The sequence below is a fragment of the Fervidibacillus halotolerans genome (assembly GCF_026547205.1).
GTDB classification, from domain to species: domain Bacteria; phylum Bacillota; class Bacilli; order Bacillales; family Caldibacillaceae; genus Fervidibacillus; species Fervidibacillus halotolerans.
On the sequence record NZ_CP106877.1, the window covers coordinates 592,864 to 607,934 of the forward strand.

Consider the following 15,071-nt stretch of genomic DNA (forward strand, 5'->3'; position numbering starts at 1 on the left):
AAAGGCTCGGCCGTGCCACTGGATGCGCGTTCCGCCTTAAGCGAAAAAGTGTATGACCAAAAACAACAATCTTTTATAAAAACCTTGTATTTTCAAACAAAGAATGGGTGTCCCAGCTATTTTTGAGACACCCTCTTCATTTTTTTCCTTAATTTGAATATTTGTTTCATCCTTCTTTAACAATTGATTCGACAGTTATCTACATGATTTCCTTCAGTTTTGTTGCCTTTTCAAATTTTGATTGGCGAGGATCATCAAGCGTTTCCTTTCTATCGCCGCTTCCTTCCTAATCCCATCGCCGCTTCCATTTTTTTCACCATTTTTGACGCGACCATATTTGCTTTCTCTGCACCTTCATCTAAAATTCGATCCAGCTCAGGGGAATTGATTAATTCCTTGTATTTTTCTTGAATAGGTTGTAATTCCTCAATGATGAGTTCTGCTAAATCTGCTTTAAATTGGCCATATCCTTTTCCTTCGTATTGTTTTTCAATTTCCGATATGGATTGATTACTGAATGTGGAATAAATGGATAATAAGTTGGAAATCCCCGGTTTATTCTCTTTATCATATTTGACGATTCCATCTGAGTCCGTGACAGCACTTTTTATTTTTTTCATAATTTGTTTCGGTTCATCGAGGAGAGATATGTACCCCTTTTGATTCGGATCCGATTTACTCATCTTTTTCTTTGGATCTTGAAGCGACATAATTCGAGCCCCGACTTTTGGAATTTGAATTTCAGGAATTGTGAAAATTTCTCGATATTTTTTATTGAACCGTTCAGCCAAGTCGCGGGTTAATTCTAAATGTTGTTTTTGATCCTCACCGACAGGTACCAAATCGGTGTTATATAGCAATATATCCGCAGCCATTAAAGGAGGATAAGTTAATAAACCGGCAGATACCGCTTCCTTTCCAGCGGATTTATCTTTGAACTGGGTCATTCTTTCTAATTCGCCGATATAAGAAATGCACTGTAACATCCAAGCGGCCTGTGCATGGGCGGGAACTTCCGATTGGATAAAGAGCGTCGCTTTATCGGGATCGATTCCAACCGCCAAATAAAGAGCTGCAAGACTTCGAATATTTTTTCTTAATGTTTGTGGATCTTGCGGAACGGTAATGGCATGTTGATCGACAATGCAAAAATAACATTGATAGTCATTTTGCAACTCGATAAATTGTCTCATTGCACCGATATAGTTTCCAATCGTTAACGTCCCGCTCGGTTGAATACCAGAAAAAATTGTTTTCATGATTTAAACCTCCTTAAAACAAAATATAATAAAAAAACCATTCGTCCAAAAGTCAGGGACGAATGGTTGAAAATCCGCGGTACCACCCTAAATTGCCAAAAATGGCCTCTCTCCTTGTAACGTAAGGTAACGCATAAACATACTAGGAACACTAGTTGCCGTGTTCTGTTCTGTTTATGGCTCGAAAGTCCATTCCATCCGGGTTGCCGTTTGTTTCCACCAACCACAAACTCTCTGAAGACAACGACCGAATGTACTCCTCTTTCTCATCGCTTTTCCGTATTAGATTGGTAATAATTATAAATGATTCCTAATCCGAATTCAAGATGATTATTTGTTTACTCCGCCGATTCGTTTCCAATTTTTTTGATTTTTTTCCCGTACGCGGATATATTCATACCGCTTTTCTTTTTTTCGGAAAATTTTTCCGAAAAACTGTAACACATTTCCGAAAAAAGCTGTTATAATGATAATGAGAGATGAAATAAAAAAATAATCAATAAAAAATTTGTTCATTTTTGTCCCCGCCTTTATATATTGAATATAATTTCACGTTACGAGTTCGTCTTGTCATTCGGCCCCTTTAAATCTTCTGCCTTTTTTCGTCCAAAATAAATTTTTTCAATTGCTATGGATAATTGATAATCAATGGTCAAAAGGAGAATACGTGATTTTACTATATAATATGTGATTACGTATAAAAAATGAAAAATTGTACAAAAACCAGTGAAAATGATAACAAAAAAATAAAAAATTATATTAAAAAATATACCATTTCGTGACAAAATCATGTATAATGATTATGTGGTTTTAATTTAAATTAATTATTAATAAGGAATTAGTTTTTAAATAAATTTTTCCAGTAAAATGGAACGGGAGAAGGAGTGAAAATAAAAAATGGTCACATTGTACACTGCACCGAGTTGTACTTCGTGTCGGAAAGCAAAGGCGTGGTTAGAAGAACATGATATTCCATATAGAGAACGAAATATTTTTTCAGAACCTCTTACGATGGAGGAAATTAAGGAAATTTTTCGTATGACTGAAGACGGTACGGATGAAATTATTTCAACTCGTTCGAAAACGTTTCAAAAATTGAATGTGAATTTAGATGCCCTTCCACTCCAAGAATTATTTAAATTAATTCAAGATCATCCGGGACTTTTACGTCGTCCAATCATCATTGACGAAAAGCGGTTACAAGTAGGATATAATGAAGATGAAATTCGCCGATTTTTACCGAGAAAGGTCCGTACGTATCATTTAATTCAAGCGCAAAGACTCGTTAATTAAAATAGGCTTTTCCCCTTTACTCGAAGAAGAAAAACGGTTATAATAATGGACAACTAGGCACCTTCATGCTACAAATGCGTGAAGGCTTTTTTTCTAAAATCAAATCCCCATTCAGTTGTAATAAATTACATTTTTGTTTCAGAATAGGTTGTTTTCTCATTTTATTACATTGAATGGATTTCGTTTCCCTTCAGCAAATTTTTATCATAAAATAAAAGTAGGAAGTGTACAATATAGTTAATTTTACGGGATTAACCGGGGGATTCGTCCCTTCATAATACGGATCAGAAGGGAGAGTAGCCATATGGAAATAGAGCGAATCAATGAAAATACAGTCAAATTCTTTATCTCATATGTCGATGTGGAAGAACGGGGATTTGACCGTGAAGAAATTTGGTATAACCGGGAAAAGAGTGAAGAGCTTTTTTGGGAAATGATGGATGAGGTACATGAAGAGGAAGGATTTGTATTTGACGGTCCATTATGGATTCAAGTCCAAGCTTTGGAAAAAGGGTTGGAAGTATTGGTAACGAAAGCTCAAATTTCCAAGGATGGTAGCCGTTTTGAGTTGCCTTTTTCCGAAGAGAAATTAAAGGACTTCTCCCTCGATGAACAAATTGAAAAGTACCTGGACCAGCATTTCTTTGAGAATAGTTTAGATTCAACTGAAAGTGAGGAAAATGAAACGGTCTCCTTCGTAACTTATTTCCAAGATTTGGAAGACCTAATTTCTTTATCGAAACGGTCTTTACCGGAGGGTATTCAATCTCGATTGTTTTCAATGGATCAAAAATATTATTTATATACCGAGTATTCCTTCAAACATTTTTCAGAAGAAGAAGTCGATAATATGATTAGCATTATTTTAGAATATGGTGTTGAGTCTGGACGAACATTGGAAGTTCTAGAAGAATATGGGAATGAAATCATTAAGGAAAATGTTTTTGATGTGTTGAAACAATATTTTAATTAATGAAAAGTTCAATTTTCCATATCATTTCACCGACAAAATCCGATTTCCTTTATTGGAATCGGCTTTTTTTTATTTTTCACCAATTGAAAAAGGAATTTTCTCCTTTTGACCTGTTTTCTTTTTCTTTTCATAATAAAAGGAAACGATGTTTAATCTTACTCCATTAATTAAAGTTCATTCCCCAAACAAACTTCAAAAAAAGGAGTGAATGGATTGTTTGTGGCACTTAATCGTTTAGGGGTTTTACGAACAGTATTACATCGTTCCTATGCATATGTTGAAGGATTAAAAAAGGAAGCACCATTTTACTGTCCTGATTGTAAGCAGGAGGTAATTTTAAAAATCGGAAAGCGAAAACTTCCCCATTTCGCCCATAAAAGTGTATGTCCAGCCAAAGGGGAAGGAGAAACAGTAGAACATATAAAAGGAAAAATAGCCCTCTACCAATGGCTAAAAAATAACGGTTTTACTCCGGTTATTGAAAAATTTTTACGTGAAATCAATCAACGACCCGACATATTTTTCCATTGGAAGGGAATGAGGACTGCAGTCGAGTTTCAATGCTCCCCAATTCCGCAAGAATTGCTAAAAAAACGTACAGAACAATATAAAAATAATGGAATTGTCCCCATTTGGATCATTCATGAAAAACTTATTCGAAAAAGTAATCGTCATGTAATGCATTTTACTGATTTTTCCACCCAATTTATTCAAAACATCTTTTTATCCGAGCCGTTTCTTTTATCCTTCGATCCGAATATACAGGCTTTTTTTCGCTACACCCATTTTATTCCCATATCGAAACAACGGGCATTTGTTAAAGAAGAAATATTTGACCGTAAAGCAAAATGGACGGATATTTTTGCAAAAACGAATCCTTCCTTTGAGTTTTACAATATGTGGCCTGAAAAAATGGAAAATTGGTTATTGACCCGTAACTTACAACCGGGGGCAAGAAAAGACCCATTTTTGTTATTTTTTTACCGACATCATATTCATCCGACAATGTTTCCCCCAGAAGTAGGTCTCCCTCTCCCATATATGTATATGATTATAAATTCCCCCTTTGAATGGCAAGCGTATTTATGGCATCGATTTTTTTACGGGAAAAAACGAGGGGATTATTTTTCGACCCGTGATATTCAAAACTTTCTTTTGAAAGAAATGAACGGAATGATTCATTGGCGTTCCTTTCCCTTATTGAAATTAAGGGATAAAAACCTCCCTGTTTGGCATTATTTTCGATTTTTTGTAAAAATCGGGACGTTGAGAAAAGAAGGGGATACGTTTATCATCAAAAAACCAGTGGAACCCATACCACTTGGAAGAGATGGTTTTGGGATTCGAAAAGATTTCTTTCGCCGGTATAAAGGCATTCTATTAAAAAATTTGGTTGACTGATTTGAAAAATATGTATATTTTATTGATTATACATAACTTTATTTTGTGGTAATATGAAATCAATAATAAATGTGGATAAAATGGAGGGAATAGGATGACTAATGGAAAAAGCACAGTAAAAACACTTCCTGCAAGAAGTGAAATCCCAGAAGAAGCTACATGGAGATTAGAAGATATTTTTGCAACGGATGAATTATGGGAGAAAGAATTTCATGAAATAAACGATTTATTACCGAAAGCATCGGAATATAAAGGAACGTTAGGAAAAAGTGCGGATCACTTGTTCAAAGCATTAAAATTTCGGGATGATGTCATGTTCAGGCTCGAAAAACTATATGTATATGCCCATATGCGTTATGATCAAGATACGACCAATGCTACTTATCAAGGAATGAATGATCGGGCAAAGATGTTATATACACGGGCAAGTAGTCAATTTGCATTTATTGTCCCTGAAATTTTATCAATTGATGAAGAAAAAATTCGTCAATTTTTTGATGAAAACGAAGATCTAAAACTTTATGAACATCAAATTGAAGAAATTAATTTACATCGACCACATGTATTATCTGCTGAAATGGAAGCAATTTTAGCCCAAGCATCCGACGTTTTCGGTGCATCAAGCAATATCTTTGGCATGTTAAACAATGCGGATTTACAGTTTCCTACAATCATTGATGAAAATGGGGAGGAAGTAGAAGTAACCCACGGGCGTTTTATCACCTTTTTAGAAAGTGACGATCGTAGAGTAAGACGTGATGCATTTAAAGCTGTTTACGACACATACGGACGCTTCCGAAACACTTTTGCCAGCACCCTTAGTGGTCAAGTGAAGCGGGATAATTTTATCGCATCCGTTAGGAAATATAATTCTGCTCGGCATGCAGCCCTTTCCGCTAATCATATTCCTGAAAAAGTATACGATCAGCTAGTTGATACAGTAAACAAAAATCTCCATCTTCTCCATCGCTATGTGGAATTGAGAAAACGGATGTTAAACATTGACGATTTGCATATATATGATTTATATACTCCACTTGTGAAAGATGTAAAAATGGAGATTTCTTATGAAGATGCTAAGGAGATCGTCTTAAAAGGTTTAGCACCCCTTGGAGAAGACTATGTGGCCATTTTAAAAGAAGGATTTGAAAACAGGTGGGTCGACGTTTATGAAAATAAAGGAAAGCGAAGTGGCGCCTATTCTTCAGGTGCTTATGGAACGAATCCGTATATTTTAATGAATTGGCAAAATAACGTGAACAATTTATATACGCTAGCCCATGAATTTGGTCATTCCGTTCATAGTTATTTAACACGGAAACATCAACCGTACCCATATGGAAATTATTCCATTTTCGTCGCTGAAGTTGCCAGCACTTGTAATGAAAATCTTTTGACAGATTATTTATTGAAAACGTTGGATGATGATAAAAAACGGCTATATGTATTAAATCATTTTTTGGAAGGCTTCCGTGGAACGGTTTTTCGACAAACGATGTTTGCAGAATTCGAACATGATATCCATGTTCGGGCTGCCCGGGGAGAAGCGTTAACAGCAGATTTATTAACAAAGGTGTATTACGATTTAAATAAAAAATATTTCGGTGAAGGGATGACCGTAGACGAAGAAATTGGTTTAGAATGGGCGAGAATCCCGCATTTTTACTATAATTATTACGTTTACCAATATGCTACCGGATTTAGTGCCGCATCCGCATTAAGCAAGCAAATTATCGAGGAAGGAGAGCCGGCAGTAAAACGATATATCGAGTTTTTGAAAGCAGGTAGCTCCGACTATCCAATCGAGGTATTAAAGAAAGCAGGAGTCGATATGACGAGTCCTAAGCCGATGGAAGAAGCTTTACGAGTATTTGAAGAAAAATTAAGTGAAATGGAACGATTACTTTCTTCTGTTGATCAGTAATATAATCAATTAGGGGGCTGTTCAAATTGAACTGCCCCTTTTTTTATAAACAAAATTCGATTGATTATATTTTGGTGACGGCCCTTTCAGCAGGCATGTCCTAGCCTTTTCGATTCGTATCGTTCGTGGGGTCTTCCGCTCGTGCTGTTTTCTCTGGAGTCGCCGCCCCCTTCCCTTTTATCAACTTTAGACAGTCCCTTTCCTCTATTTAACGGTAAGGTAAAGACAAATTACGCGAAATTTTTTATTTAAAACCTTTAAATCGATTTCGGTGATTGCGGGATAAAATGTAAAGGAAAATGGAAAAATAAAGTAAGGGAGCGGTGATATAAGCGGGATAAAGGTTCATCATTCCAAACATATGAAAAATAAAAGAGAATGCGATGGCAACGAGCATGACAAATGTAGTCAAACGGTTCATTTTCCATCTCCTATTTTAAATAATCGTTAGTATATTTTATGTACAAAACCAACAAATTAGAATTTTAGATGATGATTTGAAAAAAGTATTATGTTACGAATTTGTGAAAAGTTGAATGAACTCTTGCATATTTTTAACCCGATATGGTATTATAATGACGTGAAGAAATTCACAAGCAAACATATACCCCTTTGTTTGACCGTGAAAATTTCTCCCATCCCCTTTGTTCGTAACAAGAAAGGAAAGTCCAGTAGACCACCCATCTACTGGACTTTCTTTTTAACTGAAAAAAAGGAAATTCTGAATAAAAAAAGCCCCGTATTCCCAAATGATCGAGAGAATGCCTAGGACTAAATTTCCATATCACTTTACAATTTTCCCGTATAACGCCAAAATGTTCCGAATGATGATTGATATTTTTCCACAAGTTGTTGAAGTTTTAATTTTTTCATTTCCTTTTCCACTTGTAAATGGGACCAATTATATAGAAGGGCAATTTCCCGTGTCGTGACTAATTGGTAATGTTTCATAAAGGTTATTAATGAAGGAAGGGGATGCCTAATCGGTTTTTTCCCTAAAACTTCCTTGAAAATTTCAATATATACTTCGTATGGATGTACGCCGGTTAGTTTTAACCCTTCTTCTTCCACCCGATTATTAAAAAATACGACGGTAGGAATTTCATTTACGTCCATTTCACATGTGATTTTCAAATCGCATTGAAAGGCGTGGGATGTGGTCGAAGAGTGAATATCCTTCGAAAATTCTTCAACGTCTAATCCGGCTTCCTTTGCACATTGGATAAGGGTTTTCAATTCATGGATGTTCTCGTTTTTAAGGTATATAAATTCGTGTAATTTCCTCAAATATAGGACTCCCGCTTTTCTACCTTGTAATTCAGCGGCTTTAATAGCAATCGATGCAAGATAATGTTGTGGAAGATGGGTTTCTTCACCGCATTGGAAACAATTCTTTGAACCGATCCTTTTCATTAATTTCAAGGTGGTATATTTTTTGAAGGGCGATTTTGAATGAATAGGTTCGTTCGTTTTTCCACTTAAAACATACGTGAGGGAAAAGTAATGCCCATATTCAACTTGTAATTTTTTCATAATGGGTTCGAGGGAAAAACAATCAACACATAAAGGATCTATAAAAAAATACAGCTCTAACGGTTTATTTTCATGCCAAGATAAATAAGGGAATTGCCCATTCTGTTTATTTTTGTCAATCACAAAACTTCACCTTTTTCTATCTAGTTTGACGTGTTTATTCTATTGATGAAAAAGCAAGGCGAATATGAAATCCTTGGTAATACCTTTTCCGTTCGATTTCATGCCATATATAGCTCGTAGTGTCAGTAATTGGAAGAACGCTGAACGAATCCGATGAAACCATTTTGCCAAAGTTTCAAGAAAGAAAAAGGATCAATTGTTGATTCTGTTTTAAGAAACCAAGTCATTTAACGAACGTCTATGAAAAATTCCTTTTTCAACTTTGAAATAATTGTATCAATGGTTTTTGATTATCTCAAATAAATCGCTCAATCTTATATCTTCTTCATCCTTTTTGACGAATGTTTGTATCTTTTAGAGGATGGTTGAAATTGTTAATGTTATTCCGAACAAAAAGGTGCCTATACGAAAGATAGACACCAATAGAACAACGATATGGACGTTAGGCTAAAAAGTCGTTCATCACTTTTTTTACATAACTTACCGTTTCATTAAAGGGAGGTATTCCGCCGTATTTTTCCACATTTCCCGGTCCAGCGTTATAAGCAGCAAGAGCTAAATCAAGACGGTTGAAACGATCGAGCATCATCCGCAAGTATTTTGCTCCTCCCATAATGTTATCCTTCGGGTCATAGATGGACTTTACGCCGAGGGATTCGGCAGTACTTGGCATTAATTGCATTAATCCACGTGCTCCCGATGGGCTTTCTGCATAAGGATTAAAATTCGATTCATTTTTAATTACCGCATAAATTAAACGTTCTGGTAACTGGTATGTTAAAGCGGCTTCCCTTATGATTTCTTGATAATTCGTATTTTCCCTTAACGTTGGGGCAATAGGGGAAAAATGGGTAGTTGGTATATTCGGTATACTGGTGGTCATCGGTTCCTTATCGATTTCCTTTTTCGTATGTAAATAGAGATTTAATAGTTCAGAAAAATTCGTTTGTGTTCCGATTTCTTGTTCTTTCATACCATTTGAACCGATGTTTTTTATCGCTTGAATTTCCAACAAGGTCCGAATTTGTTGTACGTTCATTCGTACATCGCCTCCCGATTTTTCCTTGATGCTTGGCGCATTTTTTCGTTGTATAAGCGGGCAATTTTATTTTCCGTTTTTCTTCTTGGAATTTGAAATTGTCGTAAAAGGTCGATGAAAGATTGTTCGCCAACTTCTGCATCCTTTACTTCATATTCTAGTTCATAATCGGTCTTTTTTAAATACATACTTTTGTCTAAAATGAATAGTCCGTCTCGATAAGGTCTTTCAGCTCGAAAGGTTTTTAATTGACCGAAACAACGAATCGTATCCAAAGGGATTTGCAACTGTTCTAAACGGTTTTTAATATCCCCGTGGAAATACATTTGACCGTTTATGAATGATTTTGCATCGGATAGCGAGAGGGGTTCCGTCGTTTCTAATAGGCCTACATCTCTTTGTTCCTTTAATGTCAATTCATAAACGTTCATTTTTTTTCGGATTCGCAGAGCCATGCCGTTTGTTTTTAATAAGAAATTCGGGGTGTCAAAATAATAATTTTCTTGGCAAAAAAACTCTTCTTCACGAATGGAAAAATAGTCTTTCAATTGATTGAATTCATGTTCCGTTAATAAATTTTTAAATTCGATCTCCAATTGTTGCATTTTTCGTCCTCCGTAATCGGGATAAAAATCCGTCGCTTTTCCTGTGTTTAAAACCGTTTTCTACTGAAACTTTCGTTTTCTATGGTAAAATGATAGCAGATATTTGTATGTTTTGGAATGGTTAACATATTTGCCAGGGGTGATCGTTTTGGAAGACTGGGAACATTTTCTCGAACCGTATCGTCAAGCGGTGGAGGAATTAAAGATTAAGTTTAAAGGTATTCGAAGGCAATTTGAATTAGAAGGAAGTCATTCGCCAATTGAGTTTGTAACAGGCAGGGTCAAACCGATTCCAAGTATTTTGGATAAAATGAGACGGAAGAATATTCCCTTTGATCAGTTGGATACAATTAACGATATTGCAGGATTACGGATTATATGTCAATTTGTGGACGATATTAAGAAAGTCGTGGAATTACTGAAAAAACGAAGTGATATTGAAATTGTTGAGGAAAGGGACTATATTTCCCATAAAAAGAAAAGTGGATATCGATCGTATCATGTGAATATCCGTTATCCCGTTCAAACGATCCACGGTGAAAAAAAGGTATTGGCTGAAATTCAAATCCGAACGTTAGCGATGAATTTTTGGGCAACGATTGAACACTCGTTAAATTATAAATATAATGGACAGTTTCCTGAAGATATTCAATTCCGTTTGCAACGGGCTGCAGAAGCGGCTTTTTTATTGGATGAGGAAATGTCCTTAATTCGTGAAGAAATTCGGGAAGCACAAGTCTTTTTCTCGAGTAAAAAAGAAAAATGAAAGGGAGTTCAAAATGAATTTCACGGTTATATCAAAAGGGGATGACAAGTCAAATGAGTTGATGAATCGCCTTTACGATCGTTTATTTGCCCACGGTTTAACATCCGATCAGGAAAAACCAGATATCGTGATCTCCGTCGGTGGTGACGGGACGTTGCTATATGCTTTTCAGCGATATCGGCATCGTTTAAAAACAACAGCCTTTGTCGGTGTACATACCGGTCATTTAGGCTTTTATGCAGATTGGGTGCCTGGTGAAATTGAAAAACTTGTCCATGCCATTGCGACGATGCGGATTCAAGTGGTGGAATATCCTTTACTAGAAGTTGTCATCCAGTTTGATCGGGAAAATAAGAAACAGTCTTTCTTGGCATTAAATGAAGCGACTGTAAAGACGAAAGAGGGCACGTTCGTTATGGATGTGGAAATCAACGGAGAGCATTTTGAACGTTTTCGTGGCGATGGTTTATGCATTTCCACTCCGTCGGGTAGTACGGCTTATAATAAAGCGCTCGGTGGTGCTATTATCCATCCTTCACTAGCATCGATTCAAATTGCCGAAATGGCATCGATTAACAATCGGGTTTTTCGAACGATTGGATCCCCTTTAATCTTACCTAGCCATCATTATTGTGATCTAAAGCCTGTGACCGGAGATGAGTTTTTAATTACGATTGACTATTTATCTTTTGAACAAAAAAACGTCCGATCGATTCGTTGCCAAGTGGCAAAGGAGAAAATCCGTTTTGCAAGATACAAACCTTTTCCGTTTTGGGATCGGGTGAAAGCTTCCTTTATCGGAGATTGAGAAATACGAAACGTTTAAAAGGAGACGTTCGATGGTTCAACTTGTTTTGGAATGGAAAATCGAAAGAATCGATGCAGAAAAGACTGTGAAACAATTTTTAAAGGAACAAAATATTTCTAGGAAATCATTAACGGAAGTCAAATATCGCGGGGGAGCTTTACTCGTGAATGACTTTGACGTTACGGTAAGCGATCGTCTGAAAGAAGGGGATCGGTTAAAAATCGTTTTTCCTAAGGAAGAAAAAAGTCCGATCTTAACCCCTGAACCGCTCCCCCTTTCAATCGTCTATGAAGATGAGTATTTATTGATCGTAAATAAACCGCCATATATGAATACGATTCCTTCTCCTATCCAACCGACCGGTAGTTTGGCAAATCGGGTACTTGCTTATTTCGAAAAAAACGATTTACATTCCACCCCTCATATTGTAACAAGGTTGGATAAAAATACATCCGGATTAGTTTTAGTGGCGAAATATCGTCAAATCCATCATTTATTGAACACGGCTGGGAATCGATCTTTTATTCAAAAGGAGTATGAAGCGTTTGTAGAAGGATGTTTGAAGGCGAACGTCGGTCTAGTCGATAAGCCAATCGGAAGAAAACCGAATAGCATCATTGAGCGAGTCGTAACAAAGGACGGTCAGGCGGCAAGAACTCGATACGAAAGGATTTGTCAATATGATCGATTTGCCCATGTGCGCTTGCAATTGGATACGGGAAGAACCCATCAAATTCGTGTTCATATGGCTCATATCGGTCATCCGATCGTAGGGGACGATTTATACGGAGGGAGTAGGGTATTATTGGATCGCCAAGCTTTACATTGTAGGCGTCTGGCCTTTATCCATCCTATTACAAAGGAATTCCTGCAATTTTCGGCAGATTTGCCTGAGGATATGAAACGAATATTACGAAAGAATAATGTTTACCATTGATAAAAAATTGTCAACACAATGGTAAAAAATATTTAATTAACCTCTCCCTTCATCCCCTTCCTTTTTTTCATCGTTCAATGAATGAAGAGAAAAAATGAATCAGATTCAGTGTGTAATAAATCTAACTGAAATATTCCATTGTTGACCGGTTTTTTGTTTATGGAATGTTTCCCTTCAATCATAAGGACGTATGAAGCGAACTCTCCTTATAATGATTTGTAATTTTCCCCTAACTGTTGAAAATATAAAAGTGAAAATAAGATCAATGAATTTCCTTTTTCATGTAGACAATATCATCCGGAATGATCCCTTAAACTCCGTGTATGTCATTCGTTGAATCTTAACGTATTTAACATTTTGAATGGTTACAATGGAGATAAAGAAATTTTTTTCAATCATTGCCTTTTCTTTTGACAATTGTTTATTAATCAGTATAAAATGTGACCATTATCCCATACTTAAGAAATTCTACTCATTTTGGAGGGACGAAATATGGCCCATGGCACATCTTTAACTTCTTTAGTTATTGTCATTTTAGCAGCATTTCTTACACCGATTTTCCTGCATCGAATGAAATTGAATTTGATCCCCGTTGTCGTTGCAGAAATTGTAATCGGCTTAATCTTAGGAAAATCCGGATTCAATGTCGTTCATGAAGATACCTGGTTGGAAACTTTATCGACACTAGGGTTTATTTTTCTTATGTTTTTAAGCGGACTCGAAATTGATTTTCAAGCTTTTTCTAAGGAAAAAAATAAAAAAAATAACGGTCCAAATCCGCTATTTTTATCAATTATTATTTTTATAGGAATCTTTTCCGTGTCTTACGGACTTTCTTACTTGTTTATGATTGCGGGATTTATTGATAATGCTTTTCTGATGACGATTATTATTTCGACGATTTCTTTAAGCATCGTCGTCCCCACATTAAAAGAAGAATCGTTGATGAAAACGAAAATTGGTCAAATTATCTTACTTGTGGCAGTAATAGCAGATTTGGCGACGATGATTTTACTCGCAATCTTCGTTTCCTTTTACGAGGGAGGGGGAAATACTTGGCTATTACTCCTATTATTTGGTGCTGTCATCCTTTTATATTTTGCCGGAAAGAAATTTAAAGACGGAAAACTAATTGAGAAGCTTTCAAGAGGAACGGTACAAATTGGAACCCGCGCTGTCTTTGCATTGATCATCTTTTTCGTCGCCTTATCGGAGCGGGTAGGTGCAGAAAACATATTAGGTGCTTTTCTTGCCGGTGTTCTCGTATCATTACTTGCACCGTCTAAGGAACTAATTCAACGTCTTGATTCTTTCGGATACGGATTTTTTATTCCAATCTTTTTCGTTATGATCGGAGTAGAGATTGATCTTTGGTCTTTACTTGGGGATCCGAAAATGGTATTGCTCATTCCTTTGTTACTTTTGGCTTTATTTTTGTCAAAATTCATTCCGATTTTACTATTGAAAAAATGGTTCGATTTTAAAACTGTTTTTTCGTCTAGTTTGCTATTGACGTCTACATTGTCATTAGTTATTGCCGCATCGACCATCGGGGAACGATTAGGAATTATTGAAACGGAATTGAGCGGAACACTTATATTAGTAGCAGTAATTTCATGTATTATTACGCCTATATTATTCAAAAAATACATGACAAAACAAGAAATAGAAGATTCACCAATACGTGTTGCTATGATCGGTGCGAATAATACGTCCCTTTCCGTATATAAAGATTTAAAATCTTCCAATTTGTCACCGACACTTTTTCATCGAAAGCAAGAAAAAGAGTCGATTAAAACGAGTGAATCAATATTTAATATAACGGAATTGGATGATTATGAGGATGAATCATTAGAAAAAAACGGGATTTTTTCTTACGATGTCGTTGTACTTTCCACAAGTGATCAAGAACTGAATGGAAAATTGGCTTTAAAAATGAAAGAGCGTGGGATAGAACGGGTAATCGCCCGGATTGAAAGTCCAGATTTACAACGATTTTTACGTGAAAAAGGTGTGGAAATCTATTCCAATTTATTATCGCAACACGTACTGTTACGAATTGCAATCGAATCACCTTCAATGGTCGACTTATTAACAAATAAAGAGTCGTCCCTTTACGAAATTTCAATTCAAAATCCAAAATACCACGGTATGAAAATTCGAAAATTCCCATTTACTGGCGACGTACTGTTTGTTCGGATCTTTCGAGGTGACGATTTAATCGTTCCCCACGGTGAGACGGAATTGAGATTAGATGACCGACTCATTGTGTCAGGTACAAAAAAATATGCGGATGAATTAAAAATGGAATTGGAACGAAAGGAATAACCGGCTAAAAAAGGAGGGATGAAACATTCCTCCTTTTCTTTTATAACAAAATACGATAAAATTAGTATCAGATACTAGAAAC

General features: G+C 36.1%; 14 protein-coding genes and 1 other annotated feature. Of the genes, 8 read left to right on the top strand and 6 right to left on the bottom strand.

Annotated features, from left to right (window positions below; translation table 11 throughout):
• Positions 1-269: 269 nt before the first annotated feature.
• Both trpS and OE105_RS02765 read right to left on the bottom strand, forming a co-directional pair.
• The gene (trpS, locus tag OE105_RS02760; RefSeq protein WP_275421206.1) at positions 270-1,259 is read right to left on the bottom strand and encodes a tryptophan--tRNA ligase; all 990 of its coding nucleotides are present in this window, start codon (positions 1,257-1,259) and stop codon (positions 270-272) included.
• Between the two features lie 51 nt (positions 1,260-1,310).
• Positions 1,311-1,538 (bottom strand) — a binding site (T-box leader).
• Positions 1,539-1,589: 51 nt separating this feature from the next.
• A complete protein-coding gene (locus tag OE105_RS02765) occupies positions 1,590-1,775 on the bottom strand; it encodes a hypothetical protein (protein WP_275421207.1) in 186 nt (61 codons plus the stop codon).
• A gap of 381 nt (positions 1,776-2,156) precedes the next feature.
• Here OE105_RS02765 and spxA point away from each other — a divergent pair, with 381 nt between their 5' ends.
• The 4 genes from spxA to pepF all read left to right on the top strand — a co-directional run bounded on the left by spxA (position 2,157) and on the right by pepF (position 6,850).
• Entirely contained in the window at positions 2,157-2,552 is a 396-nt protein-coding gene (gene spxA / locus OE105_RS02770) for a transcriptional regulator SpxA (protein WP_275421208.1), read from the top strand.
• A gap of 304 nt (positions 2,553-2,856) precedes the next feature.
• Positions 2,857-3,525, top strand: a complete 669-nt coding sequence (gene mecA, locus OE105_RS02775) for an adaptor protein MecA (protein ID WP_275421209.1) — start codon at positions 2,857-2,859, stop codon at positions 3,523-3,525.
• 219 nt (positions 3,526-3,744) lie between these two features.
• Positions 3,745-4,926: a competence protein CoiA gene (locus OE105_RS02780; protein WP_275422075.1), complete on the top strand. Its 1,182-nt coding sequence runs from the start codon at positions 3,745-3,747 to the stop codon at positions 4,924-4,926.
• 94 nt (positions 4,927-5,020) lie between these two features.
• Positions 5,021-6,850, top strand: a complete 1,830-nt coding sequence (gene pepF, locus OE105_RS02785; protein WP_275421210.1) for an oligoendopeptidase F — start codon at positions 5,021-5,023, stop codon at positions 6,848-6,850.
• A gap of 244 nt (positions 6,851-7,094) precedes the next feature.
• Here the strand turns inward: pepF and OE105_RS02790 are convergent, their stop codons facing one another.
• The 4 genes from OE105_RS02790 to OE105_RS02805 form a co-directional block, all read right to left on the bottom strand.
• Positions 7,095-7,271, bottom strand: a complete 177-nt coding sequence (locus OE105_RS02790) for a hypothetical protein (RefSeq protein ID WP_275421211.1) — start codon at positions 7,269-7,271, stop codon at positions 7,095-7,097.
• 368 nt (positions 7,272-7,639) lie between these two features.
• A complete protein-coding gene (locus OE105_RS02795) occupies positions 7,640-8,506 on the bottom strand; it encodes a ClpXP adapter SpxH family protein (RefSeq protein WP_275421212.1) in 867 nt (288 codons plus the stop codon).
• Between the two features lie 442 nt (positions 8,507-8,948).
• Positions 8,949-9,545 carry a lytic transglycosylase domain-containing protein gene (locus tag OE105_RS02800; protein ID WP_275421213.1) on the bottom strand — a complete coding sequence of 199 codons (597 nt, stop codon included), beginning with the start codon at positions 9,543-9,545 and terminating at the stop codon, positions 8,949-8,951.
• Positions 9,542-10,150 (bottom strand): CYTH domain-containing protein, encoded by a 609-nt coding sequence (locus OE105_RS02805; protein WP_275421214.1) that lies wholly within the window; start codon positions 10,148-10,150, stop codon positions 9,542-9,544. Before OE105_RS02805 ends, OE105_RS02800 begins: the two co-directional genes overlap by 4 nt.
• A 148-nt stretch (positions 10,151-10,298) precedes the next feature.
• Here OE105_RS02805 and yjbM point away from each other — a divergent pair, with 148 nt between their 5' ends.
• The 4 genes from yjbM (at position 10,299) to OE105_RS02825 (ending at position 14,989) form a co-directional block, all read left to right on the top strand.
• The gene (gene yjbM / locus OE105_RS02810; protein WP_275421215.1) at positions 10,299-10,916 is read left to right on the top strand and encodes a GTP diphosphokinase; all 618 of its coding nucleotides are present in this window, start codon (positions 10,299-10,301) and stop codon (positions 10,914-10,916) included.
• Positions 10,917-10,929: 13 nt separating this feature from the next.
• A complete protein-coding gene (locus OE105_RS02815; protein WP_275421216.1) occupies positions 10,930-11,724 on the top strand; it encodes an NAD kinase in 795 nt (264 codons plus the stop codon).
• 31 nt (positions 11,725-11,755) lie between these two features.
• Positions 11,756-12,661, top strand: coding sequence for an RluA family pseudouridine synthase (locus tag OE105_RS02820; RefSeq protein WP_275421217.1), 906 nt, complete (start codon positions 11,756-11,758; stop codon positions 12,659-12,661).
• 492 nt (positions 12,662-13,153) lie between these two features.
• The gene (locus OE105_RS02825; RefSeq protein ID WP_275421218.1) at positions 13,154-14,989 is read left to right on the top strand and encodes a monovalent cation:proton antiporter family protein; all 1,836 of its coding nucleotides are present in this window, start codon (positions 13,154-13,156) and stop codon (positions 14,987-14,989) included.
• The last annotated feature ends 82 nt before the right edge of the window (positions 14,990-15,071 follow it).